The 20,400-nt window shown below is 71.1% G+C and carries 23 protein-coding genes; 10 read left to right on the top strand and 13 right to left on the bottom strand.

Annotation, left to right across the window (positions count from 1 at the left end; translation table 11 throughout):
* Positions 1 to 3: 3 nt before the first annotated feature.
* The 3 genes from BDK92_RS06550 to BDK92_RS06540 all read right to left on the bottom strand — a co-directional run bounded on the left by BDK92_RS06550 (position 4) and on the right by BDK92_RS06540 (position 1,968).
* Complete coding sequence (locus BDK92_RS06550) at positions 4 to 1,284, bottom strand: DUF6745 domain-containing protein (RefSeq protein WP_246016858.1); 1,281 nt, start codon at positions 1,282 to 1,284, stop codon at positions 4 to 6.
* Positions 1,284 to 1,604 carry a hypothetical protein gene (locus tag BDK92_RS06545; RefSeq protein ID WP_121155537.1) on the bottom strand — a complete coding sequence of 107 codons (321 nt, stop codon included), beginning with the start codon at positions 1,602 to 1,604 and terminating at the stop codon, positions 1,284 to 1,286. Before BDK92_RS06545 ends, BDK92_RS06550 begins: the two co-directional genes overlap by 1 nt.
* Positions 1,605 to 1,674: 70 nt before the next feature.
* Positions 1,675 to 1,968 (bottom strand): antibiotic biosynthesis monooxygenase family protein, encoded by a 294-nt coding sequence (locus tag BDK92_RS06540; protein ID WP_121155535.1) that lies wholly within the window; start codon positions 1,966 to 1,968, stop codon positions 1,675 to 1,677.
* Between the two features lie 451 nt (positions 1,969 to 2,419).
* Between BDK92_RS06540 and BDK92_RS06535 the strand changes: the two genes are divergently transcribed.
* Entirely contained in the window at positions 2,420 to 3,418 is a 999-nt protein-coding gene (locus BDK92_RS06535; protein ID WP_121161728.1) for a TerC family protein, read from the top strand.
* Between the two features lie 25 nt (positions 3,419 to 3,443).
* Here the strand turns inward: BDK92_RS06535 and BDK92_RS06530 are convergent, their stop codons facing one another.
* From BDK92_RS06530 to typA, 4 genes are all read right to left on the bottom strand, one after another.
* A complete protein-coding gene (locus BDK92_RS06530) occupies positions 3,444 to 4,481 on the bottom strand; it encodes a C40 family peptidase (RefSeq protein WP_246016857.1) in 1,038 nt (345 codons plus the stop codon).
* Between the two features lie 94 nt (positions 4,482 to 4,575).
* Positions 4,576 to 5,649 (bottom strand): mandelate racemase/muconate lactonizing enzyme family protein, encoded by a 1,074-nt coding sequence (locus tag BDK92_RS06525; RefSeq protein WP_121155533.1) that lies wholly within the window; start codon positions 5,647 to 5,649, stop codon positions 4,576 to 4,578.
* Between the two features lie 23 nt (positions 5,650 to 5,672).
* A complete protein-coding gene (locus BDK92_RS06520) occupies positions 5,673 to 6,545 on the bottom strand; it encodes a serine hydrolase (RefSeq protein WP_121155531.1) in 873 nt (290 codons plus the stop codon).
* A gap of 52 nt (positions 6,546 to 6,597) precedes the next feature.
* Positions 6,598 to 8,466, bottom strand: a complete 1,869-nt coding sequence (gene typA / locus BDK92_RS06515) for a translational GTPase TypA (RefSeq protein ID WP_121155529.1) — start codon at positions 8,464 to 8,466, stop codon at positions 6,598 to 6,600.
* Between the two features lie 131 nt (positions 8,467 to 8,597).
* On the opposite strand from typA, the gene BDK92_RS06510 reads away from it, so the two are divergent.
* The 4 genes from BDK92_RS06510 to BDK92_RS06495 all read left to right on the top strand — a co-directional run bounded on the left by BDK92_RS06510 (position 8,598) and on the right by BDK92_RS06495 (position 12,044).
* A complete protein-coding gene (locus tag BDK92_RS06510; RefSeq protein ID WP_121155527.1) occupies positions 8,598 to 9,992 on the top strand; it encodes a VTT domain-containing protein in 1,395 nt (464 codons plus the stop codon).
* A gap of 103 nt (positions 9,993 to 10,095) precedes the next feature.
* Complete coding sequence (locus tag BDK92_RS06505; protein WP_211349117.1) at positions 10,096 to 10,977, top strand: lytic transglycosylase domain-containing protein; 882 nt, start codon at positions 10,096 to 10,098, stop codon at positions 10,975 to 10,977.
* 226 nt (positions 10,978 to 11,203) lie between these two features.
* Positions 11,204 to 11,803, top strand: a complete 600-nt coding sequence (locus BDK92_RS06500) for an N-acetylmuramoyl-L-alanine amidase (RefSeq protein WP_121155525.1) — start codon at positions 11,204 to 11,206, stop codon at positions 11,801 to 11,803.
* 28 nt (positions 11,804 to 11,831) lie between these two features.
* Complete coding sequence (locus tag BDK92_RS06495; RefSeq protein ID WP_121155523.1) at positions 11,832 to 12,044, top strand: hypothetical protein; 213 nt, start codon at positions 11,832 to 11,834, stop codon at positions 12,042 to 12,044.
* 70 nt (positions 12,045 to 12,114) lie between these two features.
* Here the strand turns inward: BDK92_RS06495 and BDK92_RS06490 are convergent, their stop codons facing one another.
* Positions 12,115 to 13,143 carry an NAD-dependent epimerase/dehydratase family protein gene (locus BDK92_RS06490; RefSeq protein WP_211349115.1) on the bottom strand — a complete coding sequence of 343 codons (1,029 nt, stop codon included), beginning with the start codon at positions 13,141 to 13,143 and terminating at the stop codon, positions 12,115 to 12,117.
* Positions 13,144 to 13,386: 243 nt separating this feature from the next.
* Positions 13,387 to 14,496, bottom strand: a complete 1,110-nt coding sequence (locus tag BDK92_RS06485; protein ID WP_121155521.1) for an NAD(P)/FAD-dependent oxidoreductase — start codon at positions 14,494 to 14,496, stop codon at positions 13,387 to 13,389.
* 186 nt (positions 14,497 to 14,682) lie between these two features.
* On the opposite strand from BDK92_RS06485, the gene BDK92_RS06480 reads away from it, so the two are divergent.
* Positions 14,683 to 15,354, top strand: a complete 672-nt coding sequence (locus BDK92_RS06480; RefSeq protein ID WP_211349113.1) for a DedA family protein — start codon at positions 14,683 to 14,685, stop codon at positions 15,352 to 15,354.
* Here BDK92_RS06480 and BDK92_RS06475 read toward each other — a convergent pair.
* The gene (locus BDK92_RS06475) at positions 15,275 to 15,478 is read right to left on the bottom strand and encodes a cold-shock protein (protein ID WP_121155518.1); all 204 of its coding nucleotides are present in this window, start codon (positions 15,476 to 15,478) and stop codon (positions 15,275 to 15,277) included. The genes BDK92_RS06480 and BDK92_RS06475 overlap by 80 nt on opposite strands.
* 150 nt (positions 15,479 to 15,628) lie before the next feature.
* Between BDK92_RS06475 and BDK92_RS06470 the strand changes: the two genes are divergently transcribed.
* The gene (locus BDK92_RS06470; protein ID WP_246016856.1) at positions 15,629 to 16,324 is read left to right on the top strand and encodes a class I SAM-dependent methyltransferase; all 696 of its coding nucleotides are present in this window, start codon (positions 15,629 to 15,631) and stop codon (positions 16,322 to 16,324) included.
* On the opposite strand, the gene BDK92_RS06465 is transcribed toward BDK92_RS06470, so the two are convergent.
* Entirely contained in the window at positions 16,284 to 16,943 is a 660-nt protein-coding gene (locus BDK92_RS06465; protein ID WP_121155514.1) for a YgjV family protein, read from the bottom strand. The two genes, BDK92_RS06470 and BDK92_RS06465, sit on opposite strands and share 41 nt — an antisense overlap.
* Before the next feature lie 162 nt (positions 16,944 to 17,105).
* On the opposite strand from BDK92_RS06465, the gene BDK92_RS06460 reads away from it, so the two are divergent.
* Both BDK92_RS06460 and BDK92_RS06455 read left to right on the top strand, forming a co-directional pair.
* Positions 17,106 to 17,357, top strand: coding sequence for a hypothetical protein (locus BDK92_RS06460; protein WP_147456928.1), 252 nt, complete (start codon positions 17,106 to 17,108; stop codon positions 17,355 to 17,357).
* Positions 17,354 to 17,668 (top strand): type II toxin-antitoxin system PemK/MazF family toxin, encoded by a 315-nt coding sequence (locus tag BDK92_RS06455; RefSeq protein ID WP_121155511.1) that lies wholly within the window; start codon positions 17,354 to 17,356, stop codon positions 17,666 to 17,668. The genes BDK92_RS06460 and BDK92_RS06455 overlap by 4 nt, the downstream gene beginning before the upstream one ends.
* On the opposite strand, the gene BDK92_RS06450 is transcribed toward BDK92_RS06455, so the two are convergent.
* Positions 17,669 to 18,319 (bottom strand): MBL fold metallo-hydrolase, encoded by a 651-nt coding sequence (locus BDK92_RS06450; protein ID WP_121155509.1) that lies wholly within the window; start codon positions 18,317 to 18,319, stop codon positions 17,669 to 17,671.
* Positions 18,320 to 18,329: 10 nt separating this feature from the next.
* Positions 18,330 to 19,046: a maleylpyruvate isomerase family mycothiol-dependent enzyme gene (locus BDK92_RS06445; protein ID WP_121161719.1), complete on the bottom strand. Its 717-nt coding sequence runs from the start codon at positions 19,044 to 19,046 to the stop codon at positions 18,330 to 18,332.
* A 196-nt stretch (positions 19,047 to 19,242) separates the two neighbouring features.
* Between BDK92_RS06445 and rsgA the strand changes: the two genes are divergently transcribed.
* The gene (gene rsgA, locus BDK92_RS06440) at positions 19,243 to 20,298 is read left to right on the top strand and encodes a ribosome small subunit-dependent GTPase A (protein ID WP_121155507.1); all 1,056 of its coding nucleotides are present in this window, start codon (positions 19,243 to 19,245) and stop codon (positions 20,296 to 20,298) included.
* The last annotated feature ends 102 nt before the right edge of the window (positions 20,299 to 20,400 follow it).

Here is a 20,400-nt window from a genome sequence, read left to right as displayed (position 1 = left end):
GGTTCAGGTCTGGACGAGCGGGGCGTACTCCTGCTCGGTCAGACCGAAGGTCCAGGCAACCCCGGCGCGCGCGGTCCGGGTCTGCGGTGGCACCCGGAGCCAGTAGGTGCGGCTGGTGCCGTCCGGTTCCGGGGTCGCGTTGACCACCTCGACCATCACCAGCGGTTCGTCCTGCGGCAGCTCGATCCGCCAGAGCACGCCGTACGCGTCGCGGTGGATCGCCCTGGCCTTGCTCTCGCGCAGGTAGCGGTCGTAGCCGAAGTGTTCGAGCATGACCCGCCGTACCTCGGCGTTGCGTTCGGCCCGGATCCGTTCGACGGTGAGCCGGGGCAGTTCGGCGGCGACGTCGGCCGGGATCGGCATGCCCCGCCAGGCGTGCAGGCCGAAGCCGTCCGGATAGACCAGTGCCGGGCCGTCGCCGTGGTGCAGCCGGCCGAGGTTGTCCCGTTCGACGCGGACCGGTCGTTCAGTCATGATCACGACCCGCTCGTACGGCCACCACCACCCGGCCGCATCCGCGACCCCGGCCAGCCCGGCCACCCGGGGATCGTTGTCGAACGCGCTCAGCCAGGCCGCGTCGTGTTGCCCGAACACGACGTCGAGCAGGGCGGTCCGGGCCCGGCCGACCAGGGGTGCCGGCATCTCCCGGGTCAGCTCGTCGGTGAGCCGGGTCCGCAGTGGAGTGACCAGCCGCTCGTTGAGCAGGTGCCAGGTCCGCTGGCCGCCGGCCGCCCAGTGGGCCGCCCAGCCGGCGGGGCCGAGCCGGGTGACCGCGTCGGCGCGCGCCTCGGCCCAGGGGGCGGTGCGCAACCGGGCCCGGACGGAGCGGCCGGTGACGACGCGGTGCGGCTCGTGTCCCTGTGCCCGGATCGCGGCGGTCACCTCGGCCAGTGCCCGGCCGGTCGGGGACTTGTCGGGGTCGCCGCCTGGTGGTGACGTTGCCGGGGAGGGGCCGCCGGGCCCGGCGGCCCCGAACCCGCCGGGTCCGGCGGCGCCGGAGGTGGTGTCGGTGAGCAGCGCGGCCGCGAGTGCGCCGGCGTACGGGGAGCCGAGCCAGATGATCGTCTCGGGTGTGGCGAGCCCGGCGCCGGCGTACGCCTGCCGGACGGCGGCCTCCGCGGTCGCCCGGTCGGCCGGGTCGGTGGCGAGCCCTCGGGCCAGCCAGGTGTCAGCCGTCCGGGCCAGCGCGGCGGCGCTCCGGTCGTCGGGCGGGCCGGCGGCCTCGGGGGAGTGCGGCGTGCGCAGACCGGGGTCGACGTGGTCCGAGGGCGTTTCGGTGGTCATCAGTCGGCCACCGGCCGCCAGGCGCCGGGGAGGTATTCCCGCTGCCGGACCACCCGGTAGGCGCCGGCGGGGAGCGGGATCGGGCCGTGTTCCTCGTGACCGAGCCGGCCGTAGCCCTCGATCAGCAGGAACGACGGCTCGGTCTGGTCGGGCAGGGCCCAGAGGGTGACGCCGGAGCCGTTGACCACGTGCGCGTGCCCGGTGGCCTCGCCACGGGCCAGCACCAACCGCCCCCGCGCGTCCCGGCCGGCGGGGATCAGTCCGGCCGGGACCTCGGCCGGATCGATCGGATGGACGAGGACGTCGCCCTGTCGGTACATGCGTCGGCTCCCTCGGGTCGCTTGTGGACGACCGGAAGGCTAGCCCCGGGGTACGACAGAACGACGGGCCTCAGGCCGGTACGTCGGTGAAGTGCTCCACCACGGGCGGCGCGGCGAAGAACGGGCCGATCAGGTCCCGCCAGGTGACGTAGCGGTCGGTGGCGCGGAAGTTCTCCTCGTGCGCCGCCACCGTGTCCCACTCCACCAGCAGGACGAAGCGGGACGGCGACTCCACGCCCCGGGTCATCCGGACCGACCGGCAACCGGGCGTGCCGTGCAGGGTCTTGTGCCCCTCGGCGTATGCGGCGGCGAACTCTTCCTCGCGGCCGGGAATGACATCAATCAGAGCAACCTCGAGCACCATCGGGACAGCTTTTCACGGCCGAACCGCTGGCGGAGCCCGGGGTGCGCCGGTTCACTCCGAGCTCGGCATGGACACCTAGCCTCCTAGGATGCCTACGGGTGGTGCGGGTCGCCACCGAACGTCACGGAGCAGCGACAAGGCGACCAGCGGTGCGATGGCGGCGTTACGGGGTGGGGAAGAACGCAGCGGCCCGAGGTGCTCGATCGGTACGGGATGGGGGATGATGAGGACGAGGAGGGGAGTACTCCCCTGCGGCGGCGTCGTCAACACGGTCGGTTACCGGTTCGTCCGGTGATCGACCCGGCCCGTCGGTCGGTGGCAGGCGGACGTTGCTCCGGGTGCCGCCGGTGGAAGAGACCTCCGACAGTCACCACATTCGGCAGCACCAGCCACGGCACGCCCGAACGGGTGTGCCGTTTCGGGTGTGCCGAGTGTCTGCCGGAGGAATGATCTGAACGTGTCCACCTGGGTGTGGGTCGTAACGCTGATCGCGCTGGGCGCGCTGCTGACCGTTGATCTGCTGATCATCGGGCGACGGCCGCACGAGCCGAGTATCCGCGAGTCCAGTCTCTGGGTCGGGTTCTACGTCCTGCTCGCCCTGGTCTTCGGGGTCGGACTCTGGCTCACCACGGACCTCTCCACGGCGACCGAGTTCTACACCGGCTGGCTCACCGAGTACAGCCTCTCGGTGGACAACCTCTTCGTCTTCGTGATCATCATGGGTCGCTTCGCGGTACCCCGGCAGTACCAACAGAAGGTGCTGCTCATCGGCATCGTGCTGGCGTTGGTGATGCGCGGTGGCTTCATCGCCGCCGGCGCCGCGCTGATCTCCCAGTTCTCCTGGGTCTTCTACATCTTCGGCGCGTTCCTCGTCTACACGGCGATCAACTTCTTCCGGCAGGGCGAGCCGGAGGAGGAGGACTTCAAGGAGAACCTGCTGATCCGGTGGAGCCGACGGGCGCTGCCGATCTCGTCCGACTTCGCCGGCGGCCAGCTGACCGTACGGGAGAACGGCCGGCGGCTCTTCACCCCGCTGCTGGTCGTGATGATCGCGATCGGCACCACCGATCTGATCTTCGCCCTGGACTCCATCCCGGCCATCTTCGGGATCACCCAGAACCCGTACCTGGTCTTCACCGCCAACGTCTTCGCGCTGATGGGACTGCGGCAGCTCTACTTCCTGCTCGGCGGACTGCTCGACCGGCTGGTCTACCTCAACATCGGCCTCGCGGTCGTACTCGGCTTCATCGGGGTCAAGCTGGTGCTGGAGGCGCTCGCCGACAACAACCTGCCGTTCATCAACGGCGGCGAGCACGTCGGCTGGGCGCCGCACGTACCGATCTGGCTCTCCCTGGTGGTCATTCTGGGCACGCTCGCGGTCGCGACGGTGGCCAGCCTGATCAAGTCGGCCAGCGACCGCCGCAGGGAACTCGCCGAAGCCAGCCGCTGACCGACCCGTCCACCGGCCGAGAGGTCTACCCGGTCGGGCCGTCGGTCGGCCCGGCCGGGATGCCGGCGACCCGGCCGTCGCCGCGCGGACGGACCCGGTGTACGCCGACCAGGGTCGCCTCCCGGTCCCCGGTGACCGACTCCTCCACCACCCGCCGCTGGGTGTACGAGGCGTGCAGGATGCGCCGGTCACAGCCACCACCGGGTGCGCTGCTGACGATGCCGATGTGGTGTACGAGACGGCCGGGGCGGGCGAAGAGGTAGAGGTCGCCGGGGCGTTCCGCGCCGAACGGGACCGGCGTGGTGGCGTTCGCCTGGTCGTCGGCGTCGCGCGGAAGCTGTACCCCGAACCGGCGCCAGGCCAGGTGCACCAGCCCGGAGCAGTCGATCCCGTACGCGGAGACCCCGCCCCAGAGGTAGAGGACGTCGAGCAGGCGGTGCGCCACCGCGAGCACCTCGGCGGCGTGGGGTGGCCGCTGCGGGAGCTCGGCCAGATGGTCGTCGGGCACCCAGAGCGGGCGCGGGTGGCCGGGGGCGTGCACCGGGCGCCAACCGTTGTCGGCCGGGCCGGCAGGGGTGAGTCGGGTGCCGAGGATGACGTCCGGCAGCACCACCTCGCCTCCCGGCGCGGCGTACAGCGCGGTCGCCGTGGCGCCGACCACGAGCGACGCGGCGGCGGGACCGGCTGGCGCGGCGGTGAGTTGCCCTATCGGTAGCCAACCGGGATAGCCACGGGGGTCGAGTTTGGCCGCGGGTTGTTCGGTGGCGATCAGGCGTACCCACCCGTCCGGCCGGACCTCTTCGACGAGCACCCGTTCGCCGAGCAGCAGCTGGCTCAGTACGCAGTCGCCGACCTGCTGTTCGGCGGTCATGCCGGAAATCCAGCCCGGAATGTCGGTGGTGTACGGGGCGAGTGCCGGCCCGTCCACCGCTCGGACCGCCTCCGGGCCGGCCCAGAGGGTCGCGACCGCCACCCGGACCACCGCCTCCTGGCCAGGCCGTATCCGGGTGTCGGCCGGTGGTCCGGTGTTGACCTGTGATCCGGTGTCAGCCTCTGATCTCACCTGGGACCCACCCTCTCCGGCCGTTCCGGCCGACCCTACGCAAAGCAGCCGTCGACCGGCAAGGATCGATACCCGGGGCGGTCGGGTGCCGCTGCTAGTCCAGACCGTCGACGCCGAGGCCGGGTGCGTCGGCGAGGACGACGGTGGCGCCGTCGTAGCGGATGCCGCCGCGTACCGGTGACGAGGCGAGCCACCAGGCGGCGTCGAGGTCGGAGGTGGCGCTGGTGCCGTACGCGGCGACCAGGCTGGCGGCGGCGCCCAGTCCGATCTGGCTCTCCATCATCGAGCCGACGATGGTGCCCATACCGTGTGCGGCGGCGAGTTCGAGCAGGCCGCGCGCGGGTCCGAGGCCGCCGCACTTGGCCAGTTTCACGTTCACCATGTCCGCTGCCCGCCGGTGGATCACGGCTACCAGGTCCCGGAGTCCGAAGACGGACTCGTCGGCGAGGATCGGTACGTTGACCCGGTCACTGACCCAGGCGAGCCCGTCCAGGTCCCACCGGGACACCGGCTGCTCGACGAGTTCGACGTCCAGTCCCGCGTCCTCGATGCCCCGGATCACGCGCACCGCCTCGCGTGGGGTCCAGCCCTGGTTGGCGTCGAGCCGGATCAGGGTGTCGGGTCCGGCCGCAGCCCGGACGGCGCGTACCCGGGCCAGGTCACCGGCGGCGTCGGCACCGACCTTGATTTTCAGTACGGTGAAGCCCTCGGCGATCCGGTGGGTGGTGGCGGCGGCGAGTGCGCCGGCCTCACCGGCGGCCAGGGTCACGTCGGTCGGTACCCGCAGGCGGGTGCCGCCGAGCAGCCGGACCAGGGGTATGCCGAGCCGCCGGGCGGCCAGGTCGTGCAGGGCGGTGTCGGTGGCGGCCTTGGCTGCCTCGTTGCCGGCGACCGCCCGGTGCAGTTCGGCGCAGCGGGCGACGAGGTCGTCGGCGTCCCGGCCGATCAGGAGTGGGGCGAGCAGTTCCTCCACGCACGCCTGTGCCCCGGCGGCCGACGCGCCGGTCACCTGCCAGACCTGGGGTGCCTCGCCGAAGCCGGAACGCCCGTCGCTGTCGACGACCTCGACGATCAGGCTCTGCACCGTGGTGGTCCGGCGTAGCGCGGTGACGAACGGGGTGTGCAGTGGGGCGCTGAGACGGTGGGTGCGGACGGCGGCGATGGCCATTCCGGCACCCTACCGGCTGGTGATCATCGTTCGGGGGGTGTTCGGTCGGGGAGGAGGTCGCGGCGGGCGGCCCATACGGTGGCGGAGACGCGCGCGATCAGCCGCCGGGCGGTCTGGTCGGGTTCGCCGCCGTCGGGGTGGTGGCTGGTGCAGACGGCGAGGGCGTACGGGGGTGCGTCGTCGGGGAAGACCACCCCGGCGGCGTGCCGGACGCCTCGTACCCAGCCGTTCTTGAGGGCGACCCGGGTACCGGCCGGTAGTCCGGCGGCGAGGTCCTCGCGGTGTTCCTGGGCGAGGAGCACGTCGAGCATGGCGGCGCAGGTCGCCGGGGTGGCGAGCGGGCCGGTGACCTGGGCGCCCCGGGCGATGGTGCCGAGCAGGGTGGCGAGGTCGGCGGCGGTGACCGGGTTGTCGATGCCGGCGTCCCGGGCGGCGAAGTCCTCGATGCCGCGCCCGGTGTGGCTGTGCCGGGCGCCGGCGAGGTCCCAGACGGCGTTGACGGCGGGGAGGCCGACGTGCCCGAGGAGCAGGTTGGTGGCGAGGTTGCTGGACCGGACGATCATGCGGTGGGCCAGCCAGCGCAGGGGTGCGTGGCCGCCGACCCGGGCCCAGACCGCGGGGTCGTCGTCGTAGCTCGAGGCGCACCGGAACCGGGGTGCGTCGGGCTGGGCGGAGTCGAACTCGTTCTCGATCGGGACCGGCGCGTCCAGGTCGAGGGTGCCGGTGTCGGCGGCCCGGTAGAGGGCACCGAGCACCGCGACCTTCATGGTGCTGGCGGCGTAGTGGGTGCGATCCGGCAGCCGGGTGTACGCGGGTGCGGCGTCGAGCCGTCCCGCGTACACCGAGACCGTGCCGGCCGTGTCGGCCAGCTCCGCGTCGAGCCTCTCCCAGGTCATGCCGCCGACCGTAGTCGATCGGCGGCAGCCCGGGGGAGCGCCGTGGGTGGGGTCAGCCGGCGTGCTTGCGGCGCGCCGCGGCCCGGCCGCGTGCGTTCTGGTCGAGTACGACCTTGCGCAGTCGGATCGCGTTCGGCGTCACCTCGACGCACTCGTCTTCACGGCAGAACTCCAGCGCCTGCTCCAGCGACAGCTTGCGCGGCGGGATCAGCTTCTCCGTCTCGTCACTGGTGGAGGAGCGCATGTTGGTGAGCTTCTTCTCCTTGGTGATGTTGACGTCCATGTCGTCGGAGCGGGAGTTCTCACCGACCAGCATGCCCTCGTAGACCTCGCTGGTCGGTTCGACGAAGAGCACGCCGCGTTCCTGGAGGTTCATCATGGCGAACGGGGTGACCACGCCGGCCCGGTCGGCGACGAGCGAACCGTTGTTGCGGGTACGCAGTTCGCCGAACCACGGCTCGTACGACTCGAAGACGTGGTGCAGGATGCCGGTGCCCCGGGTGTCGGTGAGGAACTCGGTCCGGAAGCCGATCAGGCCGCGGGCCGGGACCAGCCACTCCATCCGGATCCAGCCGGTGCCGTGGTTGACCAGTTGCTCCATCCGGCCCTTGCGGGTGGCGAGGAGCTGGGTGATCGCGCCGAGGTGCTCCTCCGGCGAGTCGATGGTGAGGCGTTCGACCGGCTCGCAGGTCTTGCCGTCGATCTCCTTGGTGACCACCTGGGGCTTGCCGACGGTCAGTTCGTACGATTCGCGGCGCATCTGTTCGACCAGGATGGCCAGGGCGAGTTCGCCACGGCCCTGGACCTCCCAGGCGTCCGGCCGTTCGGTCGGCAGGACCCGGAGCGAGACGTTGCCGATGAGTTCCTTGTCCAGCCGGTCCTTGACCATCCGGGCGGTGACCTTGGAGCCCTTGACCCGACCGACCAGCGGCGAGGTGTTGGTGCCGATGGTCATCGAGATGGCCGGCTCGTCGACGGTGATCAGCGGCAGCGGCCGCGGGTCGTCGACGTTGGCCAGCGTCTCACCGATCATGATGTTGGGGATGCCGGCGACGGCGATGATGTCGCCGGGGCCGGCCGACTCGGCGGGCTTACGTTCGAGGCCGTCGGTCATCAGCATCTCGGAGATCCGGACCCGCTCGGTGGTGCCGTCGATGCGGCACCAGGCGACGGTCTCGCCCTTGCGGATGGTGCCCTCGCGGACCCGGCAGAGGGCGAGCCGGCCGAGGAACGGCGAGGCGTCGAGGTTGGTGACGTGCGCCTGGAGCGGTGCGCCCTCGGTGTAGGCCGGCGGCGGGATGGTGCCGAGCAGGGTGCGGAACAGCGGCTCCAGCGAGGTGCTGTCGTCGGGGATGGTGCCGTCCGCGGGCTGGGTCAGCGAGGCGATGCCGTCGCGGGCGCAGGCGTAGATGATCGGGAAGTCGATCTGTTCCTCGTCGGCGTCGAGGTCGAGGAAGAGCTCGTACGTGTCGTCGACGACCTCCTTGATCCGGGCGTCCGGTCGGTCCACCTTGTTGATCACCAGGATGATCGGCATGCGGGCCTTGAGCGCCTTGCGGAGCACGAAGCGGGTCTGCGGCAGCGGTCCCTCGCTCGCGTCGACCAGGAGGACGACCCCGTCGACCATGGTGAGGCCGCGTTCGACCTCGCCACCGAAGTCGGCGTGGCCGGGGGTGTCGATGATGTTGATCACCACCGGGTCGCTGCCGTCCGGCGGCACGTAGCGTACGGCGGTGTTCTTGGCGAGAATGGTGATGCCCTTTTCTCGCTCAAGGTCCATGGAGTCCATCACCCGGTCGGCCATCTCGGCCCGGGCGTGGAACGCACCGGCCTGTCGCAGCATGGCGTCAACCAGGGTTGTCTTGCCGTGGTCAACGTGAGCGATAATGGCGACGTTGCGTAGGTCGGCGCGGGTCTGCATACCTCTATCCTCCCTCCTGCCCATGCGGCTTTGCGTCGGGGTCACCCCAGAGGTGGTCGGGATCTCCCTCAAACTGCTGTCATGGGGTCGTACCGGGCTGTCATGCTGGCCGGCGTGGTCCGGGGGTGGATATGCATTCGGTGGTGAAGCTGTTGGAACAGCTGCCGCCGCTGCTGGTCTACCTTGTTGCGGCGGCACTGGTCGCGGGGGAGACCGGGCTGTTGGTGCTGGGGCTGCTGGTGCCGAGCGAGGCGACCCTGCTGCTGGTCGGGTTCCTGGCGTACACCGGCACGCTGGATCTTGGCACGGCGCTGGTGGTGATGATCTCCTCGGCGCTGCTCGGTGACTCGGTGGCGTTCCGCAGCGGTCGTCGGCACGGGCCGAGGCTGCGGGCCAGCAAGTGGGGGCAGCGGATCGGCACGCGCCGTTGGGCGAAGGCGGACGAGATGCTCGACCGGCTCGGCGGGCGGGCGGTGCTGGTGGCGCGTTGGATCGCGTACGCCCGGACCCTGGTTCCCCGGCTCGCCGGGAACGCCGGGATGCCGTACCGGCGGTTCGCTCCGTGGAACCTGGCCGGGGTGGTCAGCTGGGTCGGCGGCTCGGTGGTGGTCGGCTACCTGGCCGGTGAGTCGTACGAGACCGTTTCCAGTTATCTCGGCAAGGCGACCGGGGCGGTGCTGGTGCTGCTGGTCGCGGTGGTGGTGATCGTCCTGGTCGGGCGCTGGCTGGGCCGCAATCCCGATCCGGTACGGGCGCTGCTGGGTCGGGCTCGGGCGCTCCCGCCGGTACGTTGGCTCGCCGGCCGGTACGGTGTGTTGTTCTTCCTGCTCGCGATGCACATCGGCCCCGGCTGGACATTGTTGATCAACTTGGCCGCCGGGCTGGGTCTGCTCTTCGCCAGCGGGCTCGTGCTGGCCTACCTGGTCGACGTGGTGGTCCACCAGAGCGGCCTGTACGTGGTCGACCACGCGATCGCGGACTGGTTCACCCAGCAGCGGGCCGAGGGTACGGTCGACGCCGCGGTCACCGTGCTCAACATCTTCCGAGGATCGTTCCTGATCATCGCGGTGGCCCTGGTCGCGGTGCTGGTCGGCTGGCGGTCGCGGCCCTGGCAGGCGGATCTGGTCAGCGTGGTGGGCACGGTCGGGGCGTCCCTGCCACTGGTGCTGCTCGCCCTGGTGGCGGACCTCACCCAGCCGGGTCAGCGCACCCCGACCCTGGTCGGTGCGACGGTGACCTCCTTCCCGAACCAGAACGTGATCGTGACCGCGAGTCTCTGCACGCTCGCCTGGTTGCTGGCCCGCCAGAGCCGGTGGCCGTTCGCGGTGGCGGCCTGGACGTCGGCGGCGGTGGGGGTGTTCATGATCGCGGCGGCCCGGCTCTACGTCGGCTGGAGTTCGGCGAGCGAGACGGTCACCTCGATCCTGCTGGGGGCGTTGTGGACGGTGGTCTTCATGGTCGCCTGGGCCACCCGGGACCGGGCCGTACGTGCCCAGCCACCAGCAACGCCCCGGCCGGTCGGCTGATGGTGGCGTGCCCGTTAGGGCGGTGAACCCCGCCGGTCGAGGCCCCCGGACGGCCGCCTGACCTTGTAAGGTTCGCGCTCGGACCGGACTGGGGGAGGCTCCGATGGGTGGATGGACGCGACGGATCGGTGTGGCCGCGGGTGTTCTGCTCCTGGTCGCCGCGGCGACCGGTTGCGGTGGCGGGGACAGCGGCGATGTCGAGGCGGTGGGCGCCCCGGTCGGGGTGACCGTCGACGGCTCGGCGGGCCCGTCCGCGGGGGAGCCCACCAGCGCCGCGCCGACCGGGTCAACGGCGGAGGGACTGGGCGCCGGTCCGAGCCGGACACCCACCCCGAGCGCGACCACCAGCAAGCCCAAGACGTCGAAGCCGAAGGCGCCGCCGAAGCAGGTGCCGAAGGCGGACGTGCCGCCGCCGCCAGCGATCCAGCCCGCCCCGGCCAGCTGCACCGCACCGAAGTACGTCGGCACCCAGGCGAGCCGGGCAGAGGTGAAGGCGGCGTTGACCACCGCCGCCGGGGTCAGTTACTGGCCGGTCTCCGCGCCGGAGATCAAGGTGCCGGTCGCACTGGTCAAGGCGATCGCCTGGCAGGAGAGCGGCTGGCAGTCCAACATCGAGGCCTGCGACGGCGGAGTCGGGCTGATGCAGGTGATGCCGGGTACGGCGGACCAGGTGAACAACCGGTTCGACAAGTCGCTCGACATCCGGAAGTACCAGGACAACGCCACGCTCGGGGCGAACTACCTGGCCTGGTTGATCAGGTACCTCGGTGACCTGAGCGGGCTCGGTTACTCGATCGATCCGGCGGACTGTGTCGACCACGTGGACCCGTGCCTGTTGAACGCGGTCATCTCCTCGTACAACATGGGCCCCGGCACCGTGCTCGTGGAGAAGCCCGACGGCACGTACGACCTGAAGGTTTCGAACATCCGGTACACCGACAACGTCCGTACGTTGATGACCGAGTGCGAGTGCCTGGCATTCTGATCGGATTCCCCGGTTCTTCCTGATCCACCGTCCCCTTTGATCGAATCGTTTATAGATCGACTACCGGCACTCCCCCGGTAGTGGATCTGACGCGCGCGCGACAGAAGTTGGCACACGTTTTCCCTGGTCAGCGGCGTGCGGGCGACGATACGCTCAAGTCGGACAGGTTGGACGATCGGCATTGTCAATCCATTCCGGGTTAAGGCGCGCCGATAGGGAGAATTCAATGGCACTCTGGACCGATCTCGCCACCTGGCGTGGCCCCACCGTCAACTCGGGCGACGGCGACAGAAACGGTAATGAGGCCACCGACCGGATGGTCGAACATCGCGGCATCGTGCTGCACATCGCCGAGGGCTACTTCGAGGGCACCATCGCCTGGCAGAAGAATCCCTCCGCCCGCGTCTCGTCGCACTTCGTGATCGCGAAGGACGGCCGGATCGCGCAGATGGTGGACACCGACATCCGGTCATGGGCACAACGGTCCGGCAACCCCACGTGGCTCAGTGTGGAGAACGAGGGTTTTGTTCCGGGCGCACTCACCGCACAACAGATCGAGGCGAACGCGCGCCTGCTGGTACGCGCCAACCAGATCTACGACATCCCCCTGCAGATCGCCACCAGTCCCTCCGGGCGGGGTCTCGGCCACCACAGCATGGGGGCGGAGAACGGTGTCAACTGGGGTCACCCCCAGTGTCCCGGCCCCGCCATCATCGCTCAGAAGCCGGACATCGTCGCCCGGGCGCTGGAACTCGCCGGCGAGGACTCAGCAACCCCCGTTCCCGTTCCGGAGCGGCCCCGGCACAGATGGATCATCGACGACTAGGAGATCGACGACCAGAAAGGTGCGTCCCATGTATCTCATCCAGAGCACCACACAGAACCCCAGCCCGATCTTCCTCGTGCACGACAGCGGCAAGGTCCGCCACATCGGCCCGGTCGAGTTCAACTACCTGCGCTCGCTCGGTGGCGGGGCGACCGTGCCCCTGCTCGTCGAGGGGAACGCGGACGCGTTCGCCCGGCTGCTGGCCGAGGCCCGCGTCTCCCAGGGCTACCTGCAGAACTGAACCGCCGCGCAACCGGCACCGCCGGCCGCCCGTGGGCCCCGGGCGGCCCCCGCGGACCCCTTGGGGACCACTAGCGGTGCCGGGCCAGCCAGGCATCCTCGGCGGCGTAGTCGAAGTAGTCGGTCCGGTAGTTGTGCGCCAGGTCGGTGAAGACCGACCGCCAGTCCCGGTCCCGGGTGGCGTCCACCAGCCAGCTCACCGTCCGTGGCAGCGACTCCAGATAACCGGTGACCGGTCGGTAGCCGAGTTTCCGCTCGGCGACGCCCATGTCCAACACCACCGGTTTCGGTGTCGACCAGGGCGTCTCGCCGACCGGCGGCGCCGGTGACGGACCGTCGATCAGCACCTCGTCGGCGGTGTGGTCGAGCACCGAGTGGATCGCGGCACCGATTTCCCGAACGGTCGGCGCCTCCGGATCGGCGGCGTTGAGCACCCGGGCACCCGGTTCGGCCGCCGCCAGCCGGATCAACTCGGCCAGGTTCGCGGTCGAGACCGGGTGGAAGCGGCTCTCGCCGCCGTAGGTGAGCACCCGGGTCGGCCGGCGGTCCAGCGCCCGCTTGACGAAGTGCCACTCCCGCGGATGGATGGTGTGCGGCCCGTGGATCGCGCCCGCGCGCAGCAGCGTGGTCGGCAGGATCGCCCCGGCGGCGAGCAGTTCCCGTTCCAGGCCCGCCTTCTCCGCCGCGTAGTCGCCCACCCCCGGCGCGGTGGTCGGCTGGGTCTCGGCGATCGGTACGGGAAAGGTGACCCCGTCCGCACCGAACCCCCGCCCCTGGTCGTCGAGGTAGACGGCAGCGCTCGACAGCACCACCGCCGACCCGATCCGGTCGGCAAGGTCGATCAACTGCTGAGCGTGCCGGGTGCCGTACGCCACGGTGTCGACCACCAGGTCCACCCCGCCGCCGACCGCGGCAACCAACTGCTCGTCGTCCTCCCGGTCCAACGCCACCGGGTGCACGTGCCAGTCGATCGGCCACAGCGGGCCGCCCCGACCACCCCGGGAGCCGGCCCGGACCTGCCAGCCGTCCTGCACCAGCGCGCGTACGGTGGCGCGCCCGACCTGCCCGGTCGCCCCGATGACCAATGCCGTCCTGTCCATGCGCCCACGCTAGGCGGACCGCCGACCCGACCGGCTCTGCTTCTGCCGACAGCGAATACGCTCCCAGCCGAACTCGCCCACCCCGCCCCTCCCCGGTGTAAGCAAGGGCCCCTTGTTATCGCTTCTGGTAGAGGAAGGGGCCCTTCCTAACGCCTACGGCGCGGCGCGGCGCGGCGCGGCGGGGTGCGGCGGCGCGGCGCGGCGGGGTGCGGCGGCGGGGGTCGGGGGTGAGGTGCGGCGGGGTCAGTGGAAGCGGTTGGGGGCCACCGGGGTGGGATCGATCTGCGGGCCGGCCGGGGGGACACCGGTCACCAGCGCCGCCAGCAGCCGGCCGAGGCTCGGCGCCACCTGCATCCCGTACCCGCTCAACCCGGCGAACCAGAGGAACCCCTCCACCTCGGCGGAGCGGCCGACCACCGGCACGTCATCGGCGGCGGCGGTCCGCAACCCGGCCCAGGCGTGGTGCACCCGCCGGATGCTCAGCGTCGTCGCCTCCTCGACCCGGGCCGCGCCCACCGCGATGTCGAGGTCGTCCGGCCGGACATCCCCCGGCGGGGTCGGCGTGGCGTCGGCCGGCGAGATGAGCAGACGCCCCGACTCCGGTTTGAAGTAGAACGTCTCGGCCACGTCCGACACCATCGGCCAGTGCTCCGCGCGTACGCCGTCGGGCAGGTCCACCAGGAACGCCGTACGGCGCAGCGGGGTCAGCCCGACCGGCCGTACCCCGGCCAGTTCCGCCACCTGGTCGGCCCAGGCGCCCGCGGCGTTGACCACCTGGGCTCCGGTGAACTGGCCGACCCCGGTCTCCGCCCGCCAGCCGTCGGGCAGTCGGGTGAGCGACCGTACCCGTGCGGAGCGGACCACCTGGCCGCCGTTGGCCCGGATCCCCCGTAGGAATCCCTGATGCAGGGCGTCCACGTCGATGTCCTGTGCGGCCGGGCGGACCATCGCCCGGTGGTAGCGGCCGGGGCGGACGATCGGGCAGTAGCGCTGCACCTCGTCCACGTCGATCTCGCGGGCCGGGGTCGGCGCGGCCAGTTCGTCGGCGAGCGCCGCGTCGAAGCTCTCGTCCTCGCCGGCCGGCGAGAGCGCCAGCACCCCCCGTGGGGTCAACAGGGGAGTGGCGCTGAAACCGGGCGGTGGGGCGTCCAGAAACGACCGGCTCGCCGAGGTGAGCGCCCGGACCACCGGGCCCCCGTAGTACTCCGAGAAGAGCGCCGCCGAACGGCCGGTCGCGTGGTAGCCGGCGACCGACTCCATCTCCAGCAGGATCACCCGCCCGTACGCGGCCAGGTGATAGCCCGCGCTGGCGCCCGCTATCCCACCGCCGATGATGAGGAAGTCAGCGTCCACGGCCGCTGACCGTAGCCGCTCCCGGCGGAGACGGCAATCAATGGCGAGACAGTTTCGGTTCCCACCGGGAAATCGGGGAGCACCCTGAGACTGTTCAGGGGTTTTCGACGTCGGTCGAGGGTCTGTCCCGGATGTCCGCGCTTGCCAGCGCCCCTACGGTGGGATACATGAGGCATGGGGGCGGCCGTGAGTGACTGGTTGACGCAACTGGGTGAGTTACCGATCGTGCTGTACCTCACCGGGCTGGGCCTGGTCATGCTCCTGGACACCATTCCGCTGGTGGGCGTGCTGGTGCCCGGCGACATCGCGGTGCTCGCTGTGGTGGGCACCGGCCGACCGGGCGGACCCGCCGGTGCCTACCTCAGCGTGATCGCCGGCTGCGTGGTCGGCTGGTCGTTGAGCTTCCTCGCCGGCCGCTACTTCGGTGACCGGATCCGGCGCGGCCGGATCGGGACCTGGATCGGCGAGGCGCGGTGGGCCGCCGCCGAGGGCATCCTGAACCGCGGTGGCGGACGGATGGTGATGGTTGCCCCGTTCCTGCCGGTGTTCAACGCGTTGCTGCCACTGGCCGCCGGCGGTCTACGGATGTCCTACCGCCGTTTCGTGTCCTGCGCGGCGTTGGGCGCCGCGCTCTGGGCCGGGCTGTACGTGCTGCTGGGCACTGCGGCGAACTCGCTCGGGGGACTACTACCCGGAGAGTCGTTCACGATGCTGGCCACGGTCGGAATCGGACTGACCGTCGGCTGGGTCGTGCTGCTCAATGCCCGTCGCCGCTGGCTCAGCGCGGACGTACGTTCGCTGCCTGCGGACCCTTCTGCCCCTGGGTTACCTCGAACTCGACCTGCTGACCCTCGTTGAGCTCGCGGTAACCCTGGCTGTCGATGGCGGAGTAGTGGACGAAGACGTCCGGCCCTCCACCGTCCTGCTCGATGAAGCCGAAGCCTTTTTCAGAGTTGAACCACTTCACGGTGCCGGTTGCCATCCAAATCTCCTTAACAGGTGTGCGACGGTGGTCGTCCCACACGTCACCGACACTAGCGGCCCGACCCGCCTGATGCGACGCGAAGTCGCGGCTCGGCGACAGGAGGCCAATAACGGTGCCGATGGGGTGCGGCTGCGTCATGCTGTGTCGGTGACGAGACGGACAGCGGACCCGCTTGCCGATCTCGAGGGCAAGGTGGCCGGCGCGGAGTCCGGCGGGCTTGATCGACTCCGCCTGGTCGAGGTGCCCTTCGTGCCCGAGGTACGCCTGCACCTGGCCGAGGACGCGATCGTCTGGTGGGCCCGGATGGAGGCCGAGGCGGGGACGGTGCTGCCGCCGCCGTACTGGGCGTCGGCCTGGCCCGGCGGGCAGGCACTCGCCCGGTACGTGTTGGACAACCCGGATGTCGTCACCGGCCGGCGGGTGCTGGACCTCGCGTCCGGCTCCGGTCTGGCCGCGATCGCAGCCGGGCTCGCCGGGGCGGCGACGGTGGCCGCCAACGACATCGACCCGTACGCGCTGGCCGTGATCGGCATGAACGCGCGCGCCAACGACATCCAGGTGCGCCAGGCCGGCGGTGACCTGCTCGACGGCGACGGGGCCGGCGTGGACCTGGTCCTGGCCGGCGACGTCTTCTATCGCCGAGGGCTGGCGCAACGGATGCTGCCCTTCCTCGAGCGGGCGGCCGCCCGGGGGGCCCGGGTCCTGGTCGGCGATCCCGGTCGCGCGTACCTGCCGGCCGACCGGTTCCAGGTACTGGCGAGCTACGAGGGGTCGGTCAGCGACGAGGTCCCCAACGCGGAGATCAGTCGGATGGACGTACTCCAGCTCCGGCTCCGGGACTGACCGGCGGCAGGTCGAGCACGTACGAGTCGCCCTCGCGGCGGAAGCCGAGCCGGTCGTAGTACGGCGCCACCATGCCGGGTGGGGTGAGCACCCGCCGGTAGCCGCGGTTGGTGAAGAGGCTGCTGCGCCGGTAGACGAACTCGCCCGGGGTGAAGTCCCGGAACCGCTGGGTCACGTAGTCGAGTTCGACCCGGGCGACGTCCCCGCCGGCCCCGTTCACCAGCACCACCCCGACCACCTCGTCGGCGCGTACGACCAGGAAGGCCGACCGGTCCGGGTCGGCGCCGCCCCACCGGAACTCGGGGTTGAACCGGGCGATGTCCGCCGCGTGTACGCGCAGCGTGTGGTTGAGGAAGCCGTCGCCGGTGCCGACCTCGACCACCTCGTAGGTCCGCTCGTCGTGTCGGGTGGCGAGCATCCGGCGGAGGTACCAGACGTTGATGATCGCGATCACCACGTTGAGCCCGACTCCGGGCCAGACCCCGAGCGCGGCGTTGTAGCCGATCAGCACCAGGGAGCCGACCAGGTTGAGCGCGCGCAGCCGGAGCACCCGCGTCTGTAGCAGGGACCAGACCAGCAGCGCCGAGCCGCTCCAACCGATGATGTCGAGCCAGTTCACCCGCCGAGGTTAGCCGCTGCCTGGGCGTCCGCCCATGGTCGGACCTGCTGGTGGAGCCGTCGGACCGAGTGAATCGCCTGGTTTGTCCCTCAAGGGACCTCGGTGCGACGCGCCCGGCTGGGACGTACCTCCGTGAATACCACCGCGAGTATGGTGACCCGTATGGCAGACAAGGTCACACTCAGCCTGAACCCGGATACGCTCGCGCGTGCTCGCGCCGCCGCCGGCCAGGAGGGCATGTCCCTGTCCGCGTGGATCGACCGGGCCGCGCGCCGGGAGGCGCTGCGCCACGCCGCCCGCCGGCAGGACGAGTGGCTGGCCGCGAACCCGGAGGTACGCGACGAACTCGACGGATTCGACCGGCTCGCCGACAACCTCGAAGCCGGCTGGACCGATCTGGTCGAGGCAGCGTGAACCGGGGTGAGATCTGGACCGTCGGCGACCCCACGCAGGTGCGGTACCGCGTCATCGTCCTCTCCGGTGACGCCCACAATGATCGGCCGAGCGCGTCCCCGTACTGCGCCCCGATCGTCCGGCAGCGCGGCACCGAGGAGTTGCCGCCGTTCGTGGTGCCGCTGGCGGAGACCGACCCGATGACCGGGGTGGTGGTGGTCAACCGGATGCGCCGGGTGCCCGCCGTGGCCGGTGTCGAACGGGTCGGCATGGCCACCGGGGCGAGCATGTCCCGGATCGTCGAGGCGCTCAAGGACCTCTTCGAGCTCTGACTACCAGCCCCGGGCCCGCCATTCGCCCAGGCTCGGGCGTTCGGCACCGAGGGTGGAGTCCCGCCCGTGACCCGGGTAGAACCAGGTCTCGTCCGGCAGCCGCCCGAAGACCTTGGACTCCAGGTCGTTCATGATGCTCTCGAAATGGGCCGGATCCGTGGTCTTTCCCGGCCCGCCGGGAAAGAGGCTGTCGCCCGTGAACAGGTGTGGGATGCCGGCCGGGTCCTGGTAGAGCAGGGCGATCGAACCCGGGGTGTGCCCGACCAGGTGGATCACTTCCAGCGCGCAGCCACCCACCCGTACGGTGTCGCCGTCGACCAGCGTCTCGGAGTCGATCGGCAGCCCTTCGGCGTCGGCGGTGTGCGCCAGGCTCACCGCGCCGGTGGCCGCCACCACCTCCTCCAGGGCCACCCAGTGGTCCATGTGCCGGTGCGTGGTGATCACGTGGCTGAGCCCGGTCTCACCGGCGAGATCCAGCAGCCGGGGCGCCTCGTTCGCGGCGTCGATCAGCACCTGGTCCCCGGTCGAGCGGCAGCGCACCAGGTAGGCGTTGTTCTCCATCGGGCCGACCGACACCTTGGTGATGATGAGGCTGTCCAGCTCCCGTACGTCCGGCGCGCCGCCGGTCGAGACATCTCCGCGGTAACTCATGTCCGTACCTCTACATCCAGTCCGGTGGGGTGGGGAGGGGGCCAGCGGGGGTGACGGTGAGTCCGGCGCCGGCCGAACGGCCGATCAGCCAACCGGCCAGGGTGCGCACCGGGCCGGAGACGGTCGGGCCGTGGCCCGGTGCGCCGATGGTCAGGGCGCGGCCGGTGTCGGTGGGGTGCAGCACCAGCGGGGGTACGTCGGGACGTTGACCCAGGTCGGTGGCGGCCTCGTTGAGCACCCGTTGGCCAAACCCCTCGGGCCAGTCGACGATGTCGTAGCCGGCGTCCAGGTCGACGTGGTGCACCTCGAGCTCGCGCAGCCGGGTCCAGACCAGGATCGCCGCGACCCGGTCGCCGCGGTGCGAGTGGACCACCGCCGCCCAGCGCTCGGCCGGCATGGCGGCGCACGCCTCGGCGAAGCGCTTGGCGCTGCCGCGCAGGTCGTCCAGGTGTTCGTCGATCGCGCGGCCGGCACCGGCCACGATCTCGGCGTCCCGGGCGTCCGCGCTCGCGTACGCCGGGATGTCCCGCCCGGTGTGTGCGCTGCTGAGCAGGTTCACCAGCGCGTCGGCGCCGCGCGCGAGATGGGCCAGTACGTGCCCACGACTCCAGCCGGGCAGTCGCGACGGTTCGGCCAGGGCCGTCGCGTCGAACGTGCCGGCGGTACGGAGCAGCCGCTCCGTGGCCCGGTCCACTTCGGCGCTGAGTACCAGTGGGTCAACTGTCACGTATTCGACCCTAGTCGTCCCGACCCCGCCGGTGGTCATCGGCGGGCCGTACCGGGAAATGGCTTTCGGGGGATCGGAGGGAGCCTCTACCGTTCGAGCTGAACGCGTCACCCGGGAGTGGGAGGGAGGTGGGGATCATGCCGGTCGCCGTGCGCGTCTCCCACATCCCGTTTCACCACGTCTGACGAGGGTTGACATGAGGTTCGATCTTGCGTCCCTGGGTTGGGACGCCGCTTTCGCCAACGCCGCCTCCGGGCGGCGCGATCTGCGGCCGGGCCGGGTGGTCCGGGTGGATCAGGGGGTCTGCACCGTACTCCGTGCCGACGGCACCTTCCGGGCCAGTCTGGCCGGGACGATCCTGGCCGGGGCGGCCGGTGATCCCACCCGGCTGCCCTGTGTCGGGGACTGGGTGCTGGTCCGGCACTGGCCGGACGACCGGGTAACCGCCGAGGTGGTGCTGCCCCGGCGGACGGCGATCGTGCGCCGGATCGCCGGCAAGGCCGCCGTGGAGCAGGTGCTCGCGGCCAACCTCGACACCGCGGCGGTGGTCGAGCCGATGCATCCGACGCCGGACATGGCGCGGATCGAACGGATGCTCGCCCTCGCCTGGGCTTCGGGGGCGGAACCGATGGTGCTGCTCACCAAATGTGATCTTGCCGCTGATCCGGCGGCGGTCGCCGCGCAGGTGGCCGAGCTGGCGCCCGGGGTACGGGTGCTGCCGGTCAGCGCGCAGACCGGTAGTGGCCTGGACGAGCTGCGGCCACGAGCCGGTGCCGGCCGGACGCTGGCGCTGCTCGGGCCCTCCGGTGCGGGCAAGTCGACGCTGGTCAACGCGCTGGCCGGGGTAACCGTGATGGTGACCCAGGGGATCCGTGGGGTGGACGGCAAGGGCCGGCACACCACCACCCACCGGGCGTTGATCCCGATCCCCGGCGGTGGTGCGGTGCTCGACACCCCCGGCATCCGGGCGGTGGGTCTGCTCGACGCGGCCGGTGGGCTGGATCTGGCCTTCGCCGACGTCGCGGAGCTGGCGGCGGCCTGCCGGTTCGACGACTGTTCGCACCGGGTGGAGCCGGGCTGCGCGGTCCGGGCCGCGCTCGAGGAGGGGGATCTCACTCCGCGCCGGTGGGAGAGCTGGTGCAAACTGCAACGCGAGGTTGCCTTCGAGACCCGGCGACGGGAGACGCGACTGGCAGCCGAGGCGCGGGCCGGGCGGCGACGTACGCGACCGGAGCGCCGGATCCGCCCGTAACCCGATCTCTGTCCGGTTCGACGCGGCGCCCCGGGCGAACCGGTGCTGGTTCGGCGGACCGGCTTTGGTTCGATGTCCGCCCGCCGTCGAGCCCGCCCGCAA

The sequence above is a fragment of the Micromonospora pisi genome, from assembly GCF_003633685.1.
Taxonomy (GTDB): domain Bacteria; phylum Actinomycetota; class Actinomycetes; order Mycobacteriales; family Micromonosporaceae; genus Micromonospora_G; species Micromonospora_G pisi.
This window is presented reverse-complemented; position numbering and strand designations above follow the sequence as displayed.

What these genes read in the sequence shown, in the direction of transcription:
- BDK92_RS06550 (WP_246016858.1), bottom strand. Translation starts at nt 1,284, where the DNA reads ATGACCACCGAAACGCCCTCGGACCACGTCGACCCCGGTCTGCGCACG.
- BDK92_RS06545 (WP_121155537.1), bottom strand. Translation starts at nt 1,604, where the DNA reads ATGTACCGACAGGGCGACGTCCTCGTCCATCCGATCGATCCGGCCGAG.
- BDK92_RS06540 (WP_121155535.1), bottom strand. Translation starts at nt 1,968, where the DNA reads ATGGTGCTCGAGGTTGCTCTGATTGATGTCATTCCCGGCCGCGAGGAA.
- BDK92_RS06525 (WP_121155533.1), bottom strand. Translation starts at nt 5,649, where the DNA reads ATGGCCATCGCCGCCGTCCGCACCCACCGTCTCAGCGCCCCACTGCAC.
- BDK92_RS06520 (WP_121155531.1), bottom strand. Translation starts at nt 6,545, where the DNA reads ATGACCTGGGAGAGGCTCGACGCGGAGCTGGCCGACACGGCCGGCACG.
- typA (WP_121155529.1), bottom strand. Translation starts at nt 8,466, where the DNA reads ATGCAGACCCGCGCCGACCTACGCAACGTCGCCATTATCGCTCACGTT.
- BDK92_RS06510 (WP_121155527.1), top strand. Translation starts at nt 8,598, where the DNA reads ATGCATTCGGTGGTGAAGCTGTTGGAACAGCTGCCGCCGCTGCTGGTC.
- BDK92_RS06505 (WP_211349117.1), top strand. Translation starts at nt 10,096, where the DNA reads ATGGGTGGATGGACGCGACGGATCGGTGTGGCCGCGGGTGTTCTGCTC.
- BDK92_RS06500 (WP_121155525.1), top strand. Translation starts at nt 11,204, where the DNA reads ATGGCACTCTGGACCGATCTCGCCACCTGGCGTGGCCCCACCGTCAAC.
- BDK92_RS06495 (WP_121155523.1), top strand. Translation starts at nt 11,832, where the DNA reads ATGTATCTCATCCAGAGCACCACACAGAACCCCAGCCCGATCTTCCTC.
- BDK92_RS06490 (WP_211349115.1), bottom strand. Translation starts at nt 13,143, where the DNA reads ATGGACAGGACGGCATTGGTCATCGGGGCGACCGGGCAGGTCGGGCGC.
- BDK92_RS06475 (WP_121155518.1), bottom strand. Translation starts at nt 15,478, where the DNA reads ATGGCAACCGGCACCGTGAAGTGGTTCAACTCTGAAAAAGGCTTCGGC.
- BDK92_RS06460 (WP_147456928.1), top strand. Translation starts at nt 17,106, where the DNA reads ATGGCAGACAAGGTCACACTCAGCCTGAACCCGGATACGCTCGCGCGT.
- BDK92_RS06450 (WP_121155509.1), bottom strand. Translation starts at nt 18,319, where the DNA reads ATGAGTTACCGCGGAGATGTCTCGACCGGCGGCGCGCCGGACGTACGG.
- rsgA (WP_121155507.1), top strand. Translation starts at nt 19,243, where the DNA reads ATGAGGTTCGATCTTGCGTCCCTGGGTTGGGACGCCGCTTTCGCCAAC.